The sequence below is a fragment of the Nonomuraea sp. NPDC023979 genome, from assembly GCF_040639085.1.
GTDB lineage: Bacteria > Actinomycetota > Actinomycetes > Streptosporangiales > Streptosporangiaceae > Nonomuraea > Nonomuraea ceibae.
Genome location: NZ_JBEZZG010000028.1, coordinates 69,395 through 89,691, shown reverse-complemented (window position 1 = coordinate 89,691; position 20,297 = coordinate 69,395). Strand labels below are relative to the sequence as shown.

Genomic DNA, 20,297 nt, shown 5'->3' with positions numbered 1-20,297 from the left:
TGCCAGTTTTCAGGCTACGAAGGGAGTCTGTCCTGTTTCGCTGACCATGGGGCGCTTGTCGTGAGCCCATGCCTGCATGCCGCCGTCGACGTTGACCGCGTCGCGGCCGATCTGGTTGAGCCAGGCGGCAACCTGGAACGACCGGCCGCCCACCCGGCAGACGACGTAGACCTGGCGGTCGGCGGGGACCTCCTCGACGCGGGCCTGGATCTGCGTCATCGGGATGTGGACCGCCTCGGGGGCGTGGCCCGCGTCCCATTCGTTCTGCTCGCGCACGTCGAGCAGGTAGGCGCCTTCTGGGACATCGCGTGCCTCGACTTCTGGAACCGTCATGCCTCCATCATCCCGTGCCTCGCGTCGTAGGCCGCACGCGCTTCGGCGATCTCCTGCTGGTGGGTCTCGGTCCAGGTCACCAGGGCCTTGATGGTCTCGTGCAGGGTGCGGCCGAGCGGCGTGAGCGCGTAGTCGACCCGGGGCGGCACCACCGGGTGGACGGTGCGGCTGACCAGGCCGTCGCGTTCGAGCTTGCGCAGGGTCACGCTGAGCATGCGCTGGCTGACGCCGTCGATCTCGCGGCGGAGCTGGGAGAAGCGCAGGCTTTCGCAGTCGAGCATGGCGATGACCAGCAGTGACCACTTGTCGGCGACGCGGTCGAGGATCTGCCTGACCTCGCAGCCCTCGCGGGCGTCCCAGTGGCGGACGTCGAAGTCGGCGTCGGTGGTGGTGCTGTCGACGTAACCAGGTGACTTCAAAGTGCCGTCTTCCATGTCGATCCATGCTGCCGCATGATTCTGACGGTTACAAGAGATAACCGACATGCGAGAACGTAACCACTGGAGTTTGATCATGCGTGCATCCGAACGGCTGACAGGCCGCCCGCTGGGCGTGCTGCTGGTGCTGTGCGGAACGATCTTCCTTGAGGGCGTCGACGTGGCCATGCTGAACGTCGCCCTGCCCGCCATCCGCGCCGACCTCGGCGTGTCCACGAGCGTGCTGAGCGGCGTGGTCACCGCGTACGTGCTCGGCTACGGCGGTTTCACGCTGCTCGGCGGCCGGGCGGCCGACCTGCTGGGCAGGCGGCGCATGTTCCTGTTCTGGCTGACGGTGTTCCTGGTGTTCTCCGGGCTCGGCGGGTTCGCGAACGAGGGCTGGGTGCTGCTGGTCGCCAGGTTCGTGACCGGGGTGGCCGCCGGGTTCATGACCCCTGCCGGGCTCTCGTTGATCACCACGTCGTTCGCCGAGGGCAGGCAGCGCAACAAGGCGCTGCTCGTCTACGCCGGGACGGGCGCCGCCGGGTTCGCGCTCGGCCTGGTCATCGGCGGCCTGCTCACGGCGGTGGGCTGGCGCTGGGTGTTCTTCGCGCCGGTGATCCTGGCCGCCGCCATCCTGCTCGCCGCCGTCGTGCTGATCAAGGAGCCGGCCGTCCCGCGTCCCGCCGGTGGCCGCTTCGACGTGCCGGGCGCGGTCACGATGACCGGCGGCATGATGCTGCTGGTCTACGGCGTCGTACGGCTGGAGCACCCAGGCGAGGGCTGGGGCTGGACCGTCGCCGCGTTCGCCGGCGCGTTCGCGCTGCTGGCGGCGTTCACCGCGATCGAACGCCGCTCGGCCGACCCGCTGGTCCGCCTCGGCGTGTTCAGGTCGGCCTCGCTCGTGCGCGCGAACGTGGTCGCCACCCTGCTCACCGCCTCGTTCATGGGCTTCCAGTTCCTCGTCACCCTCTACCTCCAGGAGCTGCGCGGCTGGACGCCCATCCAGACCGGGCTCGCGCTGCTCATCGCCGCCGCCGACGTGCTGCTCGCGCCGACGCTCACGCCGGTGCTGGTCAACCGCTACGGCAACGCGCGGGTGATCCTCGGCGGGCTGCTGTCGGGGGTGGTCGCCTTCGCGATGTTCCTCGGCGTCGGGATGGACTGGACCTACGCCGCGATGGTGCCGTCGATGCTGCTGATCGGGCTGATGTTCGCCTTCGTGTACGGGCCCGTGACCATCGTGGCGACGGAGGGCATCGCCGAGCACGAGCAGGGGCTGGCCGGCGGGCTGATCACCTCGTCGTTCCAGTTCGGCGCGGCGCTCGGGATCTCGATGGTGACCGTGGTGAACGTGGCGGCGCTCGACGGCGGCGCGAGCGGCATCGACGCCGTGCGCGCGGCCCTGGTGGTGCCGGTGCTGGCCACGCTGGTGTCGGTCGTCGTGGTGGCCTCCGGGCTGCGCCGCCGGACCCCGGTGCCCGTGGAGGCGTGAGCTACTTCAGCAGCTTGGACAGGCGGCGGTCGGCCAGCGGCTTGCCGCCTGTCTGGCAGGTCGGGCAGTACTGCAGCGAGGAGTCGGCGAACGACACCTCGCGGATCGTGTCGCCGCACACGTCGCACGGCCGGCCGGTGCGGTTGTGCACGCGCAGCCCGGACTTCTTCTCGGCCTTGAGGTCCTTGGCGGCCAGCCCGCGCGCCCGCTCGACGGCCTCGTGCAACGTCGTGACGATGGCCTCGTGCAGGTCGGCGATCTGGGCGTCGGTCAGCGACGACGCGATCTTGAACGGCGACATCCGGGCGGCGTGCAGCACCTCGTCGGAGTAGGCGTTGCCGATGCCGGCGATGACCTTCTGGTCGCGGAGCAGGCCCTTGATCTGGGTGCGGTTGCCGCCCACGATGGCCTTGAGCGCGTCGATGGTGAAGGTGTCGGCGAGCGGGTCGGGGCCGAGGGCGGCGACGCCGGGCACCTCGTCCGGATTTTTCACCACATAGACGGCCAAGCGCTTCTGCGTCCCCGCCTCGGTCAGCTCGAACCCGGGCGCCAGGCCCAGCTCGTCGGGCGCCAGCCGCACCCGTACGGCCAGCGGGCCCTTGCCCGGACGCACCGGCTTGGCGCCCGACAGGTCGTCACGCCAGCGCAGCCAGCCCGCCCGGGCCAGGTGGATGACCAGGTGCAGCCCGTCACAGTCGAAGTCGAGGAACTTGCCGTGCCTCGACACGCCCGTGATGGTCAGCCCGCCGAGCGCGGTGACCGGCGGGTCGAACGTCTTGAGCGCCTGGATGGCCACCACGTCGACGCCCAGCACGGCGCGGCCCACCGCCCGCTCCCGCAGGAACGCGGCGAGCGATTCGACTTCGGGAAGTTCCGGCATGCCACCAGGGTACGATCCCCGTCCACAGGCTGTGGACGGCTACGGCACGTCCCAGAACGCCAGCTCGTGGGCCATGCCCTCGGTGAACATCGCCTCCGCCCGAGCCGGGTCGGGATCGGCCTCGTCGATCATCTGCGCGATCCTGGCCGCCAGCGCCGCGAACCCCGGATCGGCGTACGTGTCGGCCCACGCGCGGTAGCGCGGCTCGGCGGGCGGGTTCTCGGCCAGGATCTGCCCCAGCGTCGAATACCCCCACATGCACGGATAGAGGGCGGCCAGTCCTTCGGCGTACGAGCCCGCCGACTCCAGCAGGAACGCCGTGTAGGCCGCGCACGCCGGGCCCTTGCGCGCCCCTTCCAGGTCGGCCCCGAACCCGGCCGACAGCGACCGGTGCAGGTCGAGCTCCTCGTGGAAGGTCGCGTGCGCCAGGTCGACCAGATCGCCCAGGTGCCCGTCGGGCGCCTGCCAGGCCAGCCGGGCGAACACCCGCGTGTAGTCCATCAGGAACAGGTAGTCCTGCTCCAGCCACGACCTGAACACCGGCTCCGGCAGGTCGCCGCGCCCGATGCCCACCACCGTGGGGTGGGCGAGCTGGGCGTCCAGCAGCGGCCGGCCGATCGCGTGCAACTTCTCGGAGATAGTCATGGCCGAAACGTTAGTGTCGAAGCATGAAAGTGACGATTGCGGAGGAAATCCTCCTTCTCGCCCACAAGGAAGATGACGGCAAGCCCCTCATCCCCTCCACCCAGCTCGACCCCGCGCTCGCCGGCGCCCTGCTCGCCGAGCTGGCCGTCAACGAGCGGGTGACGCTGGACGGCAAGAAGGTCCAGCTCGTCGACCCCACGCCGCTCGGCGACGAGGAGCTCGACGCCGTGCTCGCCGCGATCGCCGAAGGCAAGGAGCGCAAGGCCGCCTGGTGGGTGCAGAAGCTCCAGTCGGTCAAGCTGCGCGCCCGCCTGCTCACCCGCCTCGCCCGGGCCGGCGTGCTGGCCGAGGAGCGCGCCAAGGTGCTCGGGCTGTTCCCCACGACCCGCTGGCCCGAGGTCGACGGCCGGACCGAGGCGGAGGTCCGCGAGCGCGTCGCCTCCGCGCTCGGCGGCGCCGACCCGACGGCGCGCACCGCCGTGCTCATCGCCGTCATGCACGCCGCCAAGCTCGACCGCAAGGCGTTCCCCGGAGCCGACAAGGCGCGGGTCAAGGAGATCGCCGAGGGCGCCTGGGCGGCCGAGGCCGTGGCCCAGACGATCACCGCGATCCACGCGGCCATCGCGGTCACCGCCGCCACGAGCGCCGTCGTGGCGGCGAGCTGACCCGTCAGTTCGCGTCGATGACGTCCTGAGGGACCGGCTTGTCCGCCTTGAGCGCGTCGAACAGCGCCAGCGCCTTGGTCCGGTCCCACTTGACGGCGGTGCCGCCGCCCGCGATCTCGCTGCCGCCGAACGGCACCACCGTCGTCACGGGGCTGTCGCCCATCGCGAGCCCCAGCGACAGCATGTCGAACACGCCGGTGCCGGAGTCGACCTCGACCGCGTCGGTGGCGCTGACCGCCAGCGGGATCGAGGTGAACGGGTTGATCAGCACCCCGGGACTGGCGGCCTTCTTGACCACCGCGCTGAGGAACTGGCGCTGCCGCTTGGTCCGCTCGAAGTCGGGCAGCGCGCCGCCCTTGCGGGTGCGGACGTAGCCGAGCGCCTGGCCGCCGGTGAGCGTCTGGGTGCCCTTCTTGAGCTTCAGCCCCGCCTTCGGGTCGTTGACGGCGGCGCGTACGTTGATCTCCACGCCGCCGACGGCGTCGACGATGTCCACGAAGCCGGCGAACCCGATCTCCATGTAGTTGTCGACGCGCAGGCCGGTGACGGTCTCGACGGTCCGCACGAGCATCCTGGGCCCGCCGATCGCGTAGGCGGCGTTGAGCTTGTTGCGGCCCTGGCCGGGGATGGTGACGGCCGAGTCGCGGGGCAGGCTGACCAGCGTGGGCCGGTCGCTGCCCTCGGGCAGGTGCAGCAGCATCATCGAGTCGGTGCGCTGGCCCGCGCTGCGGCCGGTGGCGAGCTTGCGGCGCTGGGCGGCGGTCAGGCCCTTGCGGCTGTCGGAGCCGACCAGCAGCCAGTTGGTGCCCGGCGTGTCGGCCGGGCGGCCCTCGTAGTCGTCGAGCACGCCGTCGATGCCGGCCAGCCGGCCGTCGATCCAGAACAGCATCCCGGCGGCCCCGACGAGCAGCACCACCAGGAACGCGCCGATGATCCCGGCGATCAGACGCCCGCGCGGCCTCCTCGGCCGCCTCGGCCCCGCCGGGCTCTGCGCGGCGGCCCCACCGCCGCCGTCACCGCCACCGCCGCCGCGGAGCGGCCTGATCGGGCTGTTGCCCGAGCGCTGCTTGCCGTAGACCCGCGAGGCGCCCTTGCGGGGCTCGCCCTGCGGCGGGGGGTTGATCCTGGTCGCCTCGGCGGCGCCCGGGATCGGCCGCCCCTGCGGCTGCGGATGCGCCGGCGCCCCCGCCGCGCGCAGCCCGTCGTCATGGCGGGGAGGCAGCGGGCGGCCGTCACCCGGCGAGCGCATGGCCCGCGTCCGGTCGTCCTCAGACACGTGGTTTCTTCTTCCCTTCGCTTGACATAGACGCTACGTCGATCGCCTTACCAGTGCAGACTTCTCGCCAAGGAATTCCTACGGAAAAGTACGCGGAACGCGCTCCCCGGACCCTCCGGAAACACAGCGGCCATCACGGTCGTTAGGTTTGTGGACGACCTCTATCGAAGGGAAGATCGTGTCCGCTCCGGACTCATGGAGTATTGGCCCGTGCACGAGCACGGGTACCCCTGAGAGCTCGCAACGGTGAGCGCCTATATGGGCCTTCTGGCCCTCTTCCTGCTCACAGCCGCGACCGGCTACTTCGTCGCCCAGGAGTTCGCCTTCGTCGCCGCCGACCGGGGCGTCCTGCGCGAGCAGGCCGCCGCCGGCGACCCGGCCGCCGAAAAGGCGCTCCGGGTCACCTCCCGCCTGTCCTTCATGCTGTCGGGCGCGCAGCTCGGCATCACCGTCACCGCGCTGCTGGTCGGCTTCCTGGCCGAGCCCGCCATCGCGGTCCTCGTACGTCCCTGGCTCACCGAGGCCGGGCTGTCCGACGGCCTGATCACCGGCCTGTCGGTGGCCATCGGCGTGTTCGTGGCGACCATCGTGCAGATGGTGCTCGGCGAGCTCGCCCCCAAGAACCTCGGCATCGCCAGGCCGGAGCCGGTCGCCAAGTTCCTGGCCGGCTCCACCCTCGCCTACCTGGCCGTCGTCGGCCCGGTCATCCGGCTGTTCGACTCGGCGGCCACCGGCCTGCTCAGGAAGGTCGGCATCGAGCCGGTCGAAGAAGTGGAGCAGGGCGCCACGCCCGAGGAGCTCTCGCGCATCATCGAGGAGTCGACCGAGGCCGGCGAGCTGCCGCCGCGCCTGTCGGAGCTGCTCGAACGGGCGCTGGAGTTCGGCGACCACACGGCTGAGGAGATCATGGTGCCGCGCCCGCGAGTGGTCGTGTTGCGCTCCTCCCAGCCGATCTCCGACCTCGTGGAGACCATGCGCGAGTGCGGGCACTCCCGCTACCCGGTGCTCGGCGCCGACGGCGACGTGCTCGGCGTGACGGGCGTGCGCGAGCTGCTCGCCTCCGGGCTCGACGAGGGCCGCGTCGCGGCCATCACGCGCCCGCCGCTGCTGGTCCCCGACTCGCTGCCGCTGCCGGCCGTGCTCGATCGCATGCGGGTGGCCAAGGACGACATCGCCTGTGTCATCGACGAGTACGGCGGCCTCGCGGGCGTCGTCACCGTCGAGGACCTGGCCGAGGAGCTGGTCGGCGAGCTCGTCGACGAGAACGACCCCGACCCGGTCGGCGCGGTCGCGCAGGCCGAAGGCGTCTGGGACGTGCCCGGACGGCTCCGGCTGGACGAGGTCGAGCGCGCCACCGGCGTCGCGCTGCCCGAGAGCGACGACTACGACACGCTCGGCGGGCTCATCCTGGCCAAGCTCGGCCGGATGCCGGAGGCGGGCGACACGGTGACAGTCGAGATCGTCCCCGAGCTCGACCCGTTCGCCGAGGACGCCGAGCCGCCCCTGGCCGAGCTGACCGTGATGTCGATCAACCGCCGGGTGCCCGAATGGGTGCGCCTGGCCCCGGTCCGGCACGCGGAGGCGGCCCGATGACGATGATTCTCGTCAGCCTCGCGCTGCTGGCCTTCAACGCGCTGTTCGTGGCCGCCGAGTTCGCCTTCGTCTCCTCGCGCCGGCACCGGCTGGAGGAGATGGCGGGCGGCGGCAACCGCCTGGTCAGGATCGCCGCCAGGTCCGCCGTGGGCGGCAGCCGCCAGCTCTCGCTCATGCTGGCCGGCGCCCAGCTCGGCATCACGCTGTGCACGCTGGGGCTCGGCCAGGTCACCGAGCCGGCCATCGAGCACTACCTGGAGCCGGTCTTCGCCACCATCGGCATCCCGGAGGCGCTGCGGATGCCGATCGCGCTGACGCTGTCGCTGGCGCTGGTCACGTTCCTGCACATGGTGGTGGGCGAGATGGCGCCCAAGTCGTGGGCGCTGACCCATCCCGAGCGGGCGGCGCTGCTGCTGACGCTGCCGTTCCGGGCGTTCACCTGGGTGATGCGGCCGCTGCTGTCGACGCTGAACGGCGTGACGAACGTCATGCTGCGCCTGTTCGGCGTCCAGACCCGGGACGAGCTGGCCACCACCAGGACGCCGCGCCAGCTCGCCATGCTGGTCGGCGAGTCGGGCCGGATGGGCCTGCTCGACCGCGAGGAGCACGACCTGCTGACGCGGGCGCTGCGGTTCGAGGCCGAGGGCATCGAGCGCCTGATGGTGCCGATCGGCCAGGTCGTCGGGGTGGCCCCGGCCGCCGGCACCGCGGAGATCCGTGAGGCGGCCGCCCGCAGCGGTCACCTCAGGCTGCTCGTGAGCGGGCCGGCCGGCGTGGAGGGGGTCCTGCACGCCCGTGACGCGCTTCTGGAGCCCGGACGCACGGCGGCCGAGCTCGCCAGGCCGGTGCCGCGCCTGGAGTGCGTCACACAGGTCCCCGAGGCCGTCACGGCGCTCCAGGAGGCCCGCGCGCACCTGGCGCTGGTCACCGGGGCCGGTGGCGCCGTCATCGGCATGGTGAGTCTCACGGACCTGCTCGGCCAGCTTCTCGACACGAGGGCCCTGGCGGCCTGACCGACGATGCCCGGCCCCGGATTTCCCGGGGCCGGGCATCGCGCGTACGGAAATGTGCGTTAAATCACGCAAGTCATCCGAAAGTGATCTGAAAGTGGGGAGATCTAGCGTCATCCCTGCGGGAGGCGGCCGCGCCAGGCAGCCTGTGAGAAAGAAGTAGCCCCGGCTCTTGCCAACCGGGGCTGTCTTTCGTCAGTGTGGGTCTGCCGATTTCATCGGTGAGACCGAAGTGGGCGAGGAGGGATTTGAACCCTCACGTCCTTTCGGACACACGGACCTGAACCGTGCGCGTCTGCCGTTCCGCCACCCGCCCTTGTGGGTGCGGAGAAACAGTAGCACGGAACAGCCACTGGTACTGAACCCGGATACGATCGCATAAGACACGGGAGCGGATGAGCAGGGCGCGACAGCCGACGAGCGCCAGGATCGCCGTGACCGTGGGACGAGCGGAGACCGGGCGCCACGAGCGTCTGGGGGCCGCGATCATATGCACGGAGGAAGGGAGGTACCCGGTGGGAGTCCTTCAGCGCTTCGAGCGACGGCTCGAAGGCTTGGTTGAGGGGGCCTTTGCGCGGGCGTTCAAATCTGACCTTCAGCCGGTCGAGGTCGCCAGCGCGGTGCAGCGGGAGATGGACGAGCGGGCGGCGATCGTCGCCCAGGGTCGCACTCTCGTGCCCAACGACTTCGTGGTTGAGCTGTCGACGACCGACAGCGAGCGGCTTGAGGTGTACGCCGACAGCATCAGCCACGAGCTGGCCAACCTCGCCAGGGAGTACGCCAAGGAGCAGGGCTACTCCTTCGTGGGACCGGTCCGGGTCCGATTCGAGACTGCCGGCGATCTGGCGGTGGGACTGTTCCGCATCAGGTCCGGCGTCATCCGTGGCGCGACCGTCGAGCAGGACGAGATCCGCCAGCCGGCGAGCGACCTGCCCCCGTCGCGGCCCAACGCTTTCGGCGGGCGGCCCCGGCTGCTCGTCTCCACCCAGGACGACCCGCAGGGCGACCGCTCCTACGAGCTCACCACTCCGGTGACCTTGCTGGGCCGCGGCACCGACTGCGACCTTCGTCTCGTCGACCCCGGCGTCTCGCGTCACCACGCGGAGTTGCGCGTCGAGGGTCAGCAGGTCGTCCTCGTCGATCTCGGATCGACGAACGGCACTTTCGTCAATGGCCAGCCGGTACGCAGAATCGAGCTCCAGAACGGCACGCGAGTGACGTTGGGGCGTACGACTCTGGTGTTCCGGCGCGATTAGGGGTAGACAAACGGTCCATGTCCGAGCTCACGCTGCTGCTGATCCGGCTCGCTTTCCTGGCGGTGCTGTGGTTCTTCGTCATTGCCGCAGTCGGCGTGATCCGGACGGACTTGTTCGGATCACGCACTGCTCCCGCCGGCCCGCGCAAGGGGGTCAAACCCGCCAAACCCATGGCAAAGCCCAAGAGCAAGAAGGGCGAGCCACGCCAGCTCATCGTGACAGGTGGCCCACTGCAAGGCACCACCATTAACCTCACGGAGACGCCCATCACCATTGGCCGGGCCAACGACGCGACGCTGGTCGTCAGCGATGACTACGCATCCAGCCGCCATGCCCGGCTCTTCCCTCAGGACGGTCAGTGGATCGTGGAAGATCTCGGCTCAACCAACGGCACGTATCTCGACCGCTCGAAAGTCACCCGTCCGACCCCGGTGCCGCTCGGTGTTCCGATCCGCGTCGGCAAGACAGTCATTGAATTGCGCAAATGACCATCGCACTCCGCTACGCCGCCCGCTCGGACGTCGGCCTCCTCCGCGAAGGGAACGAGGACTCGGCGTACGCCAGCGGCCGCCTGCTCGCCGTCGCCGACGGCATGGGCGGGCACGCACACGGCGAGGTGGCGAGCTCCGTCGCCATCGCCGCCATGGCCTCTCTCGAAGAGGCCCAGCAGGGGGGTGACCTGCTCAACGCCATCGAGGCGGCCGTCCGCGACGCCAATCGCAAGCTGCACGAGATGGTGGGTCGCGATCCCAGCCTCAAAGGCATGGGCACCACGCTCACGGCCATGCTGTGGAACGGCACCCAGGTCGCGCTGGTGCACGTCGGCGACTCGCGCGCCTACCTGCTCAGACGCGGGGAGCTCTACCAGATCACCCACGATCACACGCTGGTGCAGCAGCTCGTCGACGACGGCCGCATCACGCCCGAGGAGGCGGCGACGCACCCGCAGCGGTCGATCCTGCTGCGCGCGCTCGACGGCAGCGGCGAGGTCGACCCCGACCTGACGCTGCGCGAGGCCCAGGTCGGCGACCGCTACCTGCTCTGCTCCGACGGCCTGTCCGGCGTGGTGAGCGCGGAGACGCTGCACGCCACGCTGACCAACCTCGACGATCCCGAAGAGGTGGTGCGCCAGCTCATCGACCTGGCCAACCGGGGCGGCGGGCCGGACAACATCACCTGCGTGCTCGCCGACGTGCTGGAGATCGGCGACGAGCCGCAGCCGGTGACGGAGGCCGCGGTGGTCGGCGCGGCGGGCATGAACCGCCTGATGGCGGAGGAGACCTCGCCGGGCGGAGCGGGCGCGGCCACCGCGCCCCAGCCGGTGATCGGTGACGACGAGGACTTCGACGAGCCGGTCGCCAGGGCGGCCGGCCGGCCGCGCCGCCGCCGCGTGTGGCCCGTGCTGGCCTCGGTGGTCTCCGTGGCCGCGATCGTGGGCGTCGGCGGCTACTTCGGCTGGCAGTACACGCAGGACCACTTCTTCGTCGGCGCCTGGGACGACGAGGTGGTCGTGTTCCAGGGCATCCAGCAGGAGGTCGGGCCGCTGCAGTTCTTCAAGGTCGCCGAGCGCACCGGCCGTTCGCTGTCGGAGCTGTCCCCCCCGGACCAGGCCCTCATAAGGGACGGCATCGAGGTCACCAACGTCGCCGAGGGCCTCACCAAGATCAACAGCCTTGACTTCTCCGACCAGAAGGCCACCAGCACGCCCGAGGCGACCACGTCGCCATCCACCACGCCGACGAAGACGAAACCCCAATAAATGAGCGAAGTGGCCGCTTCCCCCGTCCCCATGCCCGCCAAGCGTCGCCTGGCCCAGCTGGTCATGCTCGCGTTCGCGGTCGCCATCACCATGGGCGCCTACGCGAACGTCGGCCTGGCGATGAACGGGGAGATCCCGTCGGGGATGCTGACCTACGGCCTGAGCCTGGGCGGGCTGATGCTGGCCGCCTACCTCGTGCTCGCCAAGTTCGCCCCGTGGGCCGATCCGCTGATCCTGCCGCTGGTCACGGTCATCAACGGGCTCGGGCTCGTGATGATCTTCCGGTTGTCCGAGTCGCCGTCGAAGCTGCCGTCGGCCACGCTGGCCTCGCCCAACTCGCAGATCCTGTGGACCCTGGTCGGCGTCGTGCTGTTCAGCGTCACCCTGATCTTCATGCGCGACCACCGCGCGCTCCAGCGGCTCACCTACACCGCGGGCGCGCTCGGGCTGCTGCTGCTCGTCTCGCCGCTCACCCCGGGCCTCGGCCAGGAGCTCAACGGCGCCCGGATCTGGATCGGCATCCCCGGCCTCGGCCAGCTCCAGCCCGCCGAGTTCGCCAAGCTCGCGCTGGTCGTGTTCTTCGCCGGCTATCTGGTGGCCAAGCGCGACGTGCTCGCCCTGGCCGGGCGGCGGCTGCTGTTCATCGACCTGCCGCGTGCCCGCGACCTCGGCCCGGTGCTCATCACCTGGGGCGTCAGCCTGGGCATCCTGGTCATGCAGAAGGACCTGGGCTCGTCGCTGCTGCTGTTCGGCACGTTCATCGTGATGCTCTACATCGCCACGCAGCGCAGCTCCTGGGTCATCATCGGCATCCTGCTCTTCGTCGGCGGCGCGCTGCTGGCCGGCATGCTCTTCGACCACGTACAGGCCCGGTTCGAGGTCTATCTCAACCCCGAGGACCCGGAGCTCTTCAAGAAGATCGGCGGCAGCGAGCAGCTCATGCAGGGCCTGTTCGCCATGGGCTCGGGCGGCATCCTCGGCACCGGCCTCGGCCAGGGCCACCCGGAGCTGATCCCGCTGGCCTTCTCCGACTTCATCTTCGCCGCCACCGGCGAGGAGCTGGGCCTGACCGGCCTGATGGCGCTGCTGATGCTCTACGCGCTGCTGGTCGAGCGCGGCCTGCGCACCTCGCTCGCGGCCCGCGACCCGTTCTCCAAGCTGCTCGCCGGCGGCCTGTCGTTCCTGCTGGCCTGGCAGGTCTTCATCATCGTCGGCGGCGTGACCAACCTCATCCCGCTGACCGGCCTCGTCACCCCGTTCATGTCGCAGGGTGGCTCGGCGTTGCTGGCTAACTGGATCCTTATCGCGCTCCTGGTACGCATGTCTGATGCCGCTCGGCGCCCCCCGCCCCAGGCGATCCAGAACGAGGGAATGACGCAGGTGTTCCAGCGATGAACGGAACGATCAAGCGAGCGGCCGTAGCTTGCCTGGCCATGTTCGCGCTGCTGATGATCAACGTGAACGTGCTGCAGGCGGTCAACGCCAAGGACCTGAGCGACGACGCCCGCAACACCCGCAACTTCTACGAGCGCTACGCGGTGCAGCGCGGTCGCATCACGACGGGCGGCAAGGTCATCCTCGCCCAGTCGAAGGAGACCGACAGCAACGAGTTCAAGTTCGTCAGGCAGTATCCCGAGGCCAAGCTGTACGCCCACGTGACCGGCTTCTTCTCGCCCGAGAGCGAGTCGGGCATCGAGCACTACCGCAACGACCTGCTCGACGGCTCCAGCGCCGACCTGCTGCTCCAGCGCGGCATCGACCTGTTCACCGGCGAGCCGACGCGCGGCGCGAACGTCGACCTGACGATCAACCCGAAGGCCCAGCAGGCCGCCTACGACGCGCTGCGGCAGAGCGGCAAGCGCGGCGCCGTGGTCGCGCTCAACCCGAAGACCGGCGCGATCCTGGCGATGGTCTCGCTGCCGACCTACGACCCGGCCGAGCTGTCCGGCACCAACAAGAGCCAGGTGTTCTCCCGCTACGACGAGCTCGCCAAGGACAAGAACCAGCCGCTGCTCAACCGCAACATCGACCGCACCTACCCGCCCGGCTCGACGTTCAAGGTCGTGACGGCGGCGGCGTACCTGGAGGACGACCCCAGCCGCGACGGGCAGACGGTGGTCGACGCGCCGCAGGTGCTCAAGCTGCCCAACACCACGGTCGGCCTGCCCAACTACGGCGGCGCGGCGTGCGGCTCCGGCCAGGTCACGCTCGTGTACGCGCTGGAGAGGTCGTGCAACACGCCGTTCGGCTCGATGGGCATGGACCTGGGCTACGACAAGATGCGCGAGCAGACCGAGCGGTTCGGCATGGGGGTGCCCGTCAGCGTCCCGATGCCGGTGGCCAAGAGCGACTTCGGCCCCCGCGAGGACCAGTCGGCGGTCGCCATGGCCTCGATCGGCCAGCGCAGCAACCAGATGACGCCGCTGCAGATGGCCATGATCGCGGCCGGCATCGCCAACGACGGCACCGTGATGAAGCCGTACCTCGTGAACAAGATCACCGATGCCAAGGGTGACACGATCGACGAGGCCGAGCCCGACGAGCTGACCGAGGCGGTCAGTTCCGAGACGGCGGGCAAGCTGCGCGACATGATGGTCAGCGTCGTGCAGAACGGCACCGCGAACCAAGCTCAGGTCTCAGGCGTCCAAGTAGCGGGCAAGACCGGCACGGCCGAGACCGCTGAGGGACAGGCGCCGCACGCGTGGTTCATCTCCTTCGCGCCGGCCGACGACCCGCAGATCGCGATGGCGGTGCTGGTGGAGTCCGGCGCCGCCAGGGTCGGCGCCGAGGCGACGGGCGGCGGCACGGCCGCCCCGATCGCGCGGACCGTGATGGAGGCGGTGCTGAAGTAGTGAGGGACTGTAACGTGCAGGACCATGCGGCTCGGTAACCGCTATCTGCTGATCTCCCGCATCGCCACCGGAGGCATGGGGGAGGTCTGGCGTGCCCGCGACGAGCTGCTGGGCCGCGAGGTCGCCGTCAAGGTGCTGCGCAGCCACGTCTACGCCGACCACACCTTCCGCGAGCGCTTCCGCAACGAGGCGCGCATCACCGCGGGCCTGGCCGACAGCGGCATCGCCCAGATCTTCGACTACGGCGAGCACAGCGACCTCGCCTATCTGGTGATGGAGCTGGTGCACGGCGAGCCGCTGTCGGCCATCCTGGCGCGCAACGGCTCGCTGGGCCCCGAGGTGACGCTCGACGTGCTGCACCAGACGGCCAGGGCGCTGCACGCGGCGCACGCCTCCGGGATCATCCACCGCGACGTCAAGCCGGGCAACCTGCTCGTGACGCCCGAGGGCGCCATCAAGGTGACCGACTTCGGCATCGCCCGCGCGCTGGAGGCCGCGCCGGTCACGCAGACCGGCACCGTGCTCGGCACCGCCCAGTACGTCAGCCCGGAGCAGGCGCAGGGCCTGCCGCTGACGCCCGCGACCGACCTCTACTCGCTGGGCGTGGTGGCCTACGAGTGCCTGTCGGGCCGGACCCCGTTCCAGGCCGACAGCGCGGTGGCGATCGCGCTGCTGCACCTGAACGAGACGCCGCCGCCGCTCGGCGTCGACGTGCCCGCGCCGGTGCGCGAGCTCGTCATGGCGCTGCTGGCCAAGGACCCGGCGCGGCGGCCCGGGTCGGCGCTGGAGATCGCGGACCGCGCGTACGTGCTGCGCGAGTCGCTGGCGGGCGGCGGCGACGGCGGCGCGGAGCTGAGCATGCTGACCGACCCGTCCGGCTTCAAGGTGCGCCCGCCTGACCCCGAGGACGAGCGGACCACCGACAGCCTGGGCGAGAGCCCGTCGACGGTGCTGCACGAGCGCGCCCCCAAGCGGCGGCGCAGCCGCGCGCTGGCGCTGGTCGCGGGGGCCGGATGCGCGGCGGCGGTGGGGATCGGCGCGTTCGCGCTCACCCCGGCCAGGGCCCCGGTCCAGGCGCCGCCCCCGGTCACCGAGCCCGCCTCGCGGACGGCCTCACCGGTGAAACCGAAACCGTCGCCCGGTAAGAAGGAGACCCGGCGGCCCCCGGTTGTTACGGTGAAGTCGACGAAGCCGGTACCCTCGCGGTCGGCTACGGTAAGCAAGTCAGCAACACCGACGAAGACGCCGACGCCGAAACCGACCCCGACCACCACCCGAACCCCGACCCCCACACCGACCCCGACGCCGACGCCCACGCCGACACCGACGACGTCGGCCACACCGGACCCGGGTGAGACAAACCCGACGAAGGAGCAGACGTGACGTGCCAACGGGTCGACGATGGACACCGGCGGCCGCCCCCCGCGCAGGCCGGCACCAAGATGAACGGTAAGGGACAGTGCAGGAAATGACTCAGCCTCGGCAACTCGGAGGTCGTTACGAGCTCGACGGTGTCGTCGGGCGCGGCGGCATGGCCGAGGTGTATCGCGCCCGGGACATCCGGCTCGACCGGGTGGTCGCGATCAAGACCCTCCGGTCGGATCTGGCTCGTGACCACACCTTCCAGGCCCGTTTCCGCCGTGAGGCGCAGTCGGCGGCGTCGCTGAACCACCCGGCGGTCGTGGCCGTCTACGACACGGGCGAGGACGTCACGGACGGCACTCCCGTGCCCTACATCGTCATGGAGTACGTCGACGGGCGGACGCTGCGCGACCTGCTGCGCGCTGACCGCCGGCTGCTTCCCGAGCGCGCGGTCGAGCTGGTCGACGGCATCCTGCGCGCCCTCGACTACAGCCACCGCGGCGGCATCGTGCACCGCGACATCAAGCCGGCCAACGTGATGATCACCCGGGCCGGCGACGTCAAGGTGATGGACTTCGGCATCGCCCGCGCGATGGCCGACTCGGCCGCGACGATGACGCAGACCGCGCAGGTGATAGGGACCGCCCAGTATCTGTCGCCGGAGCAGGCCCGCGGCGAGCGGGTCGACGCGCGCAGCGACATCTACTCCACCGGGTGCGTGCTCTACGAGCTGCTGACCGGCCAGCCGCCGTTCACCGGCGACTCCCCTGTCGCGATCGCCTACCAGCACGTGCGCGAGGAGCCGATCCCGCCGTCGCAGATCGACCCGGAGATCCCCGCGTGGGCCGACGCGATCGTGCTCAAGGCCATGGCCAAGGACCCCGCCCACCGCTATCAGAGCGCGGGCGAGATGCGGGCCGACATCCAGCGCGCGATGTCCGGCATGCCGGTCGACGCGCAGACGATGGCGATGACGGGCAACTACGGCCAGGGCACCCGCATGATGACGGCCACCCAGGCCGCGCAGGGTCCGGCGACGCAGCGCACCGGCACGGTCCCGCCCTACGAGTACGACGAGGGCGGTGGCGGCGGCGGTCGCGGCCGGCGCCGGGCCAACAGCGGTGGCGGCGGCAGCGCGGTCAAGACGGCTCTGTGGATCATCATCCCGCTGCTGATCATCGGCGCGTTCATCACCATCGGCTACGTGGTGCTGAGCGGCGGCGGCAGCGAAACCCCGGCCGACTCCCAGATCGCGGTGCCGGAGCTGGTCTCGACCGAGCAGGAGTACGCCGAGGCCCAGGTGAAGAGCGCCAAGCTCACGCCCAAGGTGGTCGAGGAGTTCAGCGCCGAGTTCGACAAGGGCACGGTCATCAAGACCGACCCGGCTGCCGGCACCAAGGTCGACGAGGGCGCCACCGTCACGCTGTACGTGTCGAAGGGCACGGAGAAGGTCGCGGTGCCCGACGGGCTCGTGGGCATGAGCGTCGACGAGGCCAACCAGATGCTCAGCGAGCTCGGGCTCAAGGGCGTGGTCGAGCCCAGGGCGTCCACCAAGGCGCAGGGCAAGGTCTTCCAGACCGACCCGAAGGCCGGCGCGGAAGTGGAGAAGGGCGGCACGGTCAAGCTCTTCATCCCCAAGGAGCTGGCCACGGTGCCCAGCGTGCTCGGCATGACCGAGCAGGAGGCCAAGGCGCTGCTGGAGTCGGAGGGCTTCAAGGTCAAGAGCGTCCCGCAGCCGAGCGAGCAGGCGGCCGGCACCGTCATCCAGCAGAACCCGGGCGAGGGCGCCAAGCTCGCGCCGAGGATGACGGTCACGATCGTGGTCTCGGAGGGGCCGGACGTGTCGACGCCCACGCAGGAGCCGACGGACGACTTCCCGACCGACGGCCTGCCGACCGACACGCCGACGGACGAGTTCCCGTCGGAGGACGAGCCTCCGGGTGACGACGGTCCGCTCGACGGCGGCCTCAACGGCTGACCAGGCGTGCCGAAGGCCGCCATCCCGTTCGCGGGGTGGCGGCCTTCCGCATGAAAGAAGCGCCCCCGCCGCTCGGGGGCAACGGCGGGGACGCTCATCTGGATGTCGCTCCGCGTTCGGCGTGCGTTACACCAATCCACGCAACCAGTTCAAAAGGAGCCGGTGGCCGTGCTCGGAAAGCACGGATTCGGGGTGGAACTGGACACCCTCGATGGGCGCCTCGCGGTGACGCAGGCCCATGATGACGCCGTCGGCGGTGCGGGCGGTCACCTCCAGCGCGTCCGGGACGGTGCCCGGCAGCACGGCCAGCGAGTGGTAGCGGGTCATCCGCACGGGCGTGGGCAGCCCGTCGAACACGCCGCGCCCGTCGTGCTCGACGGCGCTGGTCCGGCCGTGCACCGGTTCGGGCGCCCGCCCGACCGAGGCGCCGAACGCGCGGGCGATGGCCTGGTGGCCGAGGCAGACGCCGAGCAGCGGCCGCGCGTCGCGGTGGGCCCGGTGGACGAGCGGGACGCTCACCCCGGCGGCCTCGGGCGTGCCGGGCCCCGGGCTGATCAGGACGCCGTCGAAGCCGTCGGCGTCGGCCACCCGCACCTCGTCGCGCGGGCGCACGTCGCACTCGGCGCCCAGTTCCTTGAGGTACTGGACGATGTTGTGGACGAAGCTGTCGTGGTTGTCCACCACGAGGACACGGGTCATCGGCGTACGGTCACCTCGTCGAGCGTCACCGCCGGCTCCAGGAGCGGAAACACGGCATACCAGAGTACGGCGACCGCGACCGCGCTCAGCACCACGGCCCAGGCCGCCTTGGCGCCGGTGCCGCCCGGCAGCTTGCGCCAGATCCAGCCGTACACGTCACTCCTTCCTGAGCTCGGTCTTCTTGAGCACCCCGTACACGATGAGCCGCTGGGCGGCTGAGTATTCGGGGTGGCAGGTCGACAGGGTGATGAAGGCGCGGATGGGCCGGATGTCGGGCTTGCCGGGCACCGGGGCGAGCACCTCGACCTCGTCGGGCTCCACGATGTCCTGTGAGGTCACCCGGTAGGTGTAGCGGGCCTCGCGGGCCTCGACGATGATCTCGTCGTCGCGTTCGAGCTCGTCCAGGCGGTTGAACGGGGCCGCGTACGTGGTCCGATGCCCCGAGATCACGAAATTTCCCACCTTGCCGGGCGGGGCGCTGGCCGGGTCGTGCCCCGGCCCCTTCTTCAGGTGCTCGGCGTCCACCCCCTCCACCACCGCGTAGCGATAGCCCCGGCCCAGCTTCGGGATGCGCAGCAACGCCACGGCCTCGCCCAGCTCGATCCTCGCCAGGCGGCCGGCGTTGCGCTCCTCCAGCTCGCGCTGCAGCAGGAGCTGCTGGCTCTGCGTGTACGCGCCCGTACCCCAGAGCAGGTAGGCGCAGAACAGCATCAGGATCAGGCCCGCGGTGACGCTCAGCTCCCCCACGGTCCGCAGCAAGGCCCGCACCCGCCCAGAGTAAGCAGGTCCGAACCGTGACCCTGGGGATCGCCATGTCGTGCGCGTGGCGACTATCCTGGGGCCGCTACCCTTAACGAAGAGCCTGCGGACGATCCGGAAGCCCAGGCCCTCAGCAGGAGTTAACCCAGTGCCCAAGTCGAAGGCCCGCAAGAAGGCGGTTTACACGCCGCCGCAGAAGTCCCAGCAGGTGAAGGTCAGCCCGCGCTGGCTCGCGCCGACGATGGTCGCCGCCTGGCTCATCGGCATTCTGTGGATCGCCACCTACTACGTGGCCCCTCAGGCGCCCTTCATCGGCGATCTGCAGAACTGGAATCTGCTGATCGGGTTTGTTTTCATCATCTTCGGTGTGGTGCTTTCCACTCGCTGGCGTTAGTTCTTTCCACAGTCTTTTCCACACCTGGGGACAGAGCTCAGAGGGTGAGGGTGACCGCCCGCACCACGACGAGCGCCGCGAGCAGCACCACCGCTCCCGCGATCGTCACCACGTGCCACAGGGTCCGGTTGTTCCCGGGGGCGTAGGCCATCCCGGCGGCCAGCGCCGCCCCCGTGATCAGCCCGCCGATGTGTCCGGTCCAGCTGATGCCGGGCACGAGGAACGTGATGGCCAGGTTGATCACGAGCAGCACGATGATGCCGCGCACGTCCATGTTCAGCCTGCGCCCGACCACGAACACGGCGCCGAACAGGCCGAAGATCGCCCCGGACGCGCCCATGCTGAACGTGTTGGCCGAATCGAACCACAGCCCCAGCACCGATCCGCCGAGCGCGCTGATCAGGTAGAGCGCCACGAATCTGACATGCCCGAACGCCCGCTCCAGGTAGGGCCCGGTCACGTAGAGCGCCCAGCAGTTGAACAGGATGTGGAAGACGCCGAAGTGCCCGAACGCGGCGCTGAGCAGCCGGTAATACTCGCCGTCGACGAGCACCCAGTAGGGGTTCATCGCCAGCAGGCCGCTGACGGCGTCTCCAGTCAGGTATTGCGCCCCGAACACCAGCACGTTGACGGCCAGCAGCGTCCACGTCACGAACGGCGTGCGCACCACCGCCCCGCCGAACGTCGACCTCGCCTGCCGGATCCCCCGGTTGCCCTCGGCGACGCACTCCGGGCACTGGAACCCGACCGCGGCATCCCGCATGCAGTCAGGGCAGATGGGCCGCTCGCAGCGCTGGCAGCGCACCCACGTCTCACGATCGGGATGGCGGAAACACGTCGGCACCGCCTCGGCGGGCTGCTCGGGCTGCGGAGGCGTGCTGGGCGGCTGGGCGGTCATGACCGCAGCCTATGACTTGGCCGGGCA

The 20,297-nt window shown here is 70.3% G+C and carries 21 protein-coding genes and 1 tRNA gene; 12 read left to right on the top strand and 10 right to left on the bottom strand.

Annotation, left to right across the window (positions count from 1 at the left end):
* Nucleotides 1-9: 9 nt before the first annotated feature.
* Both AB0G11_RS35980 and AB0G11_RS35975 read right to left on the bottom strand, forming a co-directional pair.
* Nucleotides 10-333, bottom strand: a complete 324-nt coding sequence (locus AB0G11_RS35980) for a rhodanese-like domain-containing protein (RefSeq protein WP_219498509.1) — start codon at nucleotides 331-333, stop codon at nucleotides 10-12.
* Nucleotides 330-767, bottom strand: a complete 438-nt coding sequence (locus tag AB0G11_RS35975; RefSeq protein WP_219498505.1) for a helix-turn-helix domain-containing protein — start codon at nucleotides 765-767, stop codon at nucleotides 330-332. Before AB0G11_RS35975 ends, AB0G11_RS35980 begins: the two co-directional genes overlap by 4 nt.
* A 79-nt stretch (nucleotides 768-846) precedes the next feature.
* On the opposite strand from AB0G11_RS35975, the gene AB0G11_RS35970 reads away from it, so the two are divergent.
* Complete coding sequence (locus tag AB0G11_RS35970; protein WP_219498503.1) at nucleotides 847-2,244, top strand: MFS transporter; 1,398 nt, start codon at nucleotides 847-849, stop codon at nucleotides 2,242-2,244.
* Nucleotide 2,245: 1 nt separating this feature from the next.
* Here AB0G11_RS35970 and AB0G11_RS35965 read toward each other — a convergent pair whose 3' ends face one another.
* Nucleotides 2,246-3,124: a DNA-formamidopyrimidine glycosylase family protein gene (locus AB0G11_RS35965; protein WP_357591200.1), complete on the bottom strand. Its 879-nt coding sequence runs from the start codon at nucleotides 3,122-3,124 to the stop codon at nucleotides 2,246-2,248.
* A 39-nt stretch (nucleotides 3,125-3,163) separates the two neighbouring features.
* Nucleotides 3,164-3,769 (bottom strand): transcriptional regulator, encoded by a 606-nt coding sequence (locus AB0G11_RS35960; protein ID WP_357591199.1) that lies wholly within the window; start codon nucleotides 3,767-3,769, stop codon nucleotides 3,164-3,166.
* A gap of 23 nt (nucleotides 3,770-3,792) precedes the next feature.
* Between AB0G11_RS35960 and AB0G11_RS35955 the strand changes: the two genes are divergently transcribed.
* On the top strand, nucleotides 3,793-4,434 hold the full coding sequence (locus tag AB0G11_RS35955) for a GPP34 family phosphoprotein (protein WP_357591197.1): 642 nt from the start codon (nucleotides 3,793-3,795) through the stop codon (nucleotides 4,432-4,434).
* A gap of 4 nt (nucleotides 4,435-4,438) precedes the next feature.
* Here the strand turns inward: AB0G11_RS35955 and AB0G11_RS35950 are convergent, their stop codons facing one another.
* Entirely contained in the window at nucleotides 4,439-5,710 is a 1,272-nt protein-coding gene (locus tag AB0G11_RS35950; protein ID WP_357591195.1) for an LCP family protein, read from the bottom strand.
* Between the two features lie 258 nt (nucleotides 5,711-5,968).
* On the opposite strand from AB0G11_RS35950, the gene AB0G11_RS35945 reads away from it, so the two are divergent.
* Together AB0G11_RS35945 and AB0G11_RS35940 are read left to right on the top strand one after the other, a co-directional pair.
* Nucleotides 5,969-7,303: a hemolysin family protein gene (locus AB0G11_RS35945; RefSeq protein WP_246643583.1), complete on the top strand. Its 1,335-nt coding sequence runs from the start codon at nucleotides 5,969-5,971 to the stop codon at nucleotides 7,301-7,303.
* Nucleotides 7,300-8,316 carry a hemolysin family protein gene (locus AB0G11_RS35940; protein ID WP_219498486.1) on the top strand — a complete coding sequence of 339 codons (1,017 nt, stop codon included), beginning with the start codon at nucleotides 7,300-7,302 and terminating at the stop codon, nucleotides 8,314-8,316. Before AB0G11_RS35945 ends, AB0G11_RS35940 begins: the two co-directional genes overlap by 4 nt.
* A 230-nt stretch (nucleotides 8,317-8,546) precedes the next feature.
* Here the strand turns inward: AB0G11_RS35940 and AB0G11_RS35935 are convergent.
* A tRNA-Leu gene (locus AB0G11_RS35935) sits at nucleotides 8,547-8,629 on the bottom strand.
* A 199-nt stretch (nucleotides 8,630-8,828) separates the two neighbouring features.
* On the opposite strand from AB0G11_RS35935, the gene AB0G11_RS35930 reads away from it, so the two are divergent.
* From AB0G11_RS35930 to pknB, 7 genes are all read left to right on the top strand, one after another.
* On the top strand, nucleotides 8,829-9,569 hold the full coding sequence (locus tag AB0G11_RS35930) for a DUF3662 and FHA domain-containing protein (protein ID WP_219498484.1): 741 nt from the start codon (nucleotides 8,829-8,831) through the stop codon (nucleotides 9,567-9,569).
* A gap of 17 nt (nucleotides 9,570-9,586) precedes the next feature.
* Nucleotides 9,587-10,057 (top strand): FHA domain-containing protein, encoded by a 471-nt coding sequence (locus tag AB0G11_RS35925; protein WP_219498481.1) that lies wholly within the window; start codon nucleotides 9,587-9,589, stop codon nucleotides 10,055-10,057.
* Complete coding sequence (locus AB0G11_RS35920; protein WP_219498479.1) at nucleotides 10,054-11,328, top strand: Stp1/IreP family PP2C-type Ser/Thr phosphatase; 1,275 nt, start codon at nucleotides 10,054-10,056, stop codon at nucleotides 11,326-11,328. The genes AB0G11_RS35925 and AB0G11_RS35920 overlap by 4 nt, the downstream gene beginning before the upstream one ends.
* A gap of 30 nt (nucleotides 11,329-11,358) precedes the next feature.
* Nucleotides 11,359-12,723, top strand: a complete 1,365-nt coding sequence (locus AB0G11_RS35915; protein ID WP_357591193.1) for an FtsW/RodA/SpoVE family cell cycle protein — start codon at nucleotides 11,359-11,361, stop codon at nucleotides 12,721-12,723.
* Entirely contained in the window at nucleotides 12,720-14,180 is a 1,461-nt protein-coding gene (locus AB0G11_RS35910; RefSeq protein ID WP_219498473.1) for a penicillin-binding protein 2, read from the top strand. Before AB0G11_RS35915 ends, AB0G11_RS35910 begins: the two co-directional genes overlap by 4 nt.
* A gap of 24 nt (nucleotides 14,181-14,204) precedes the next feature.
* A complete protein-coding gene (locus AB0G11_RS35905) occupies nucleotides 14,205-15,563 on the top strand; it encodes a protein kinase (protein ID WP_357591192.1) in 1,359 nt (452 codons plus the stop codon).
* 85 nt (nucleotides 15,564-15,648) lie between these two features.
* Nucleotides 15,649-17,520: a Stk1 family PASTA domain-containing Ser/Thr kinase gene (gene pknB, locus AB0G11_RS35900; protein WP_219498467.1), complete on the top strand. Its 1,872-nt coding sequence runs from the start codon at nucleotides 15,649-15,651 to the stop codon at nucleotides 17,518-17,520.
* 126 nt (nucleotides 17,521-17,646) lie between these two features.
* Here pknB and AB0G11_RS35895 read toward each other — a convergent pair whose 3' ends face one another.
* The 3 genes from AB0G11_RS35895 to AB0G11_RS35885 are packed head-to-tail and all read right to left on the bottom strand — an operon-like array spanning nucleotide 17,647 to nucleotide 18,987.
* A complete protein-coding gene (locus tag AB0G11_RS35895) occupies nucleotides 17,647-18,219 on the bottom strand; it encodes a gamma-glutamyl-gamma-aminobutyrate hydrolase family protein (protein WP_219498465.1) in 573 nt (190 codons plus the stop codon).
* On the bottom strand, nucleotides 18,216-18,374 hold the full coding sequence (locus AB0G11_RS35890) for a hypothetical protein (RefSeq protein ID WP_219498462.1): 159 nt from the start codon (nucleotides 18,372-18,374) through the stop codon (nucleotides 18,216-18,218). Before AB0G11_RS35890 ends, AB0G11_RS35895 begins: the two co-directional genes overlap by 4 nt.
* Nucleotide 18,375: 1 nt before the next feature.
* A complete protein-coding gene (locus tag AB0G11_RS35885) occupies nucleotides 18,376-18,987 on the bottom strand; it encodes a class E sortase (RefSeq protein WP_357591190.1) in 612 nt (203 codons plus the stop codon).
* Between the two features lie 139 nt (nucleotides 18,988-19,126).
* Here AB0G11_RS35885 and AB0G11_RS35880 point away from each other — a divergent pair, with 139 nt between their 5' ends.
* Nucleotides 19,127-19,372: a cell division protein CrgA gene (locus AB0G11_RS35880; RefSeq protein ID WP_219498459.1), complete on the top strand. Its 246-nt coding sequence runs from the start codon at nucleotides 19,127-19,129 to the stop codon at nucleotides 19,370-19,372.
* 37 nt (nucleotides 19,373-19,409) lie between these two features.
* Here AB0G11_RS35880 and AB0G11_RS35875 read toward each other — a convergent pair whose 3' ends face one another.
* A complete protein-coding gene (locus AB0G11_RS35875; protein WP_219498457.1) occupies nucleotides 19,410-20,270 on the bottom strand; it encodes a rhomboid family intramembrane serine protease in 861 nt (286 codons plus the stop codon).
* Nucleotides 20,271-20,297 lie beyond the last annotated feature (27 nt).

Bases quoted from the DNA above. Each gene is read 5' to 3' on its own strand.
- pknB (WP_219498467.1), top strand. From the start codon at position 15,649: ATGACTCAGCCTCGGCAACTCGGAGGTCGTTACGAGCTCGACGGTGTC.
- AB0G11_RS35895 (WP_219498465.1), bottom strand. From the start codon at position 18,219: ATGACCCGTGTCCTCGTGGTGGACAACCACGACAGCTTCGTCCACAAC.
- AB0G11_RS35910 (WP_219498473.1), top strand. From the start codon at position 12,720: ATGAACGGAACGATCAAGCGAGCGGCCGTAGCTTGCCTGGCCATGTTC.
- AB0G11_RS35955 (WP_357591197.1), top strand. From the start codon at position 3,793: ATGAAAGTGACGATTGCGGAGGAAATCCTCCTTCTCGCCCACAAGGAA.
- AB0G11_RS35940 (WP_219498486.1), top strand. From the start codon at position 7,300: ATGACGATGATTCTCGTCAGCCTCGCGCTGCTGGCCTTCAACGCGCTG.
- AB0G11_RS35925 (WP_219498481.1), top strand. From the start codon at position 9,587: ATGTCCGAGCTCACGCTGCTGCTGATCCGGCTCGCTTTCCTGGCGGTG.
- AB0G11_RS35960 (WP_357591199.1), bottom strand. From the start codon at position 3,769: ATGACTATCTCCGAGAAGTTGCACGCGATCGGCCGGCCGCTGCTGGAC.
- AB0G11_RS35965 (WP_357591200.1), bottom strand. From the start codon at position 3,124: ATGCCGGAACTTCCCGAAGTCGAATCGCTCGCCGCGTTCCTGCGGGAG.
- AB0G11_RS35920 (WP_219498479.1), top strand. From the start codon at position 10,054: ATGACCATCGCACTCCGCTACGCCGCCCGCTCGGACGTCGGCCTCCTC.
- AB0G11_RS35915 (WP_357591193.1), top strand. From the start codon at position 11,359: ATGCCCGCCAAGCGTCGCCTGGCCCAGCTGGTCATGCTCGCGTTCGCG.
- AB0G11_RS35980 (WP_219498509.1), bottom strand. From the start codon at position 333: ATGACGGTTCCAGAAGTCGAGGCACGCGATGTCCCAGAAGGCGCCTAC.
- AB0G11_RS35975 (WP_219498505.1), bottom strand. From the start codon at position 767: ATGGAAGACGGCACTTTGAAGTCACCTGGTTACGTCGACAGCACCACC.
- AB0G11_RS35905 (WP_357591192.1), top strand. From the start codon at position 14,205: ATGCGGCTCGGTAACCGCTATCTGCTGATCTCCCGCATCGCCACCGGA.
- AB0G11_RS35970 (WP_219498503.1), top strand. From the start codon at position 847: ATGCGTGCATCCGAACGGCTGACAGGCCGCCCGCTGGGCGTGCTGCTG.
- AB0G11_RS35945 (WP_246643583.1), top strand. From the start codon at position 5,969: ATGGGCCTTCTGGCCCTCTTCCTGCTCACAGCCGCGACCGGCTACTTC.
- AB0G11_RS35875 (WP_219498457.1), bottom strand. From the start codon at position 20,270: ATGACCGCCCAGCCGCCCAGCACGCCTCCGCAGCCCGAGCAGCCCGCC.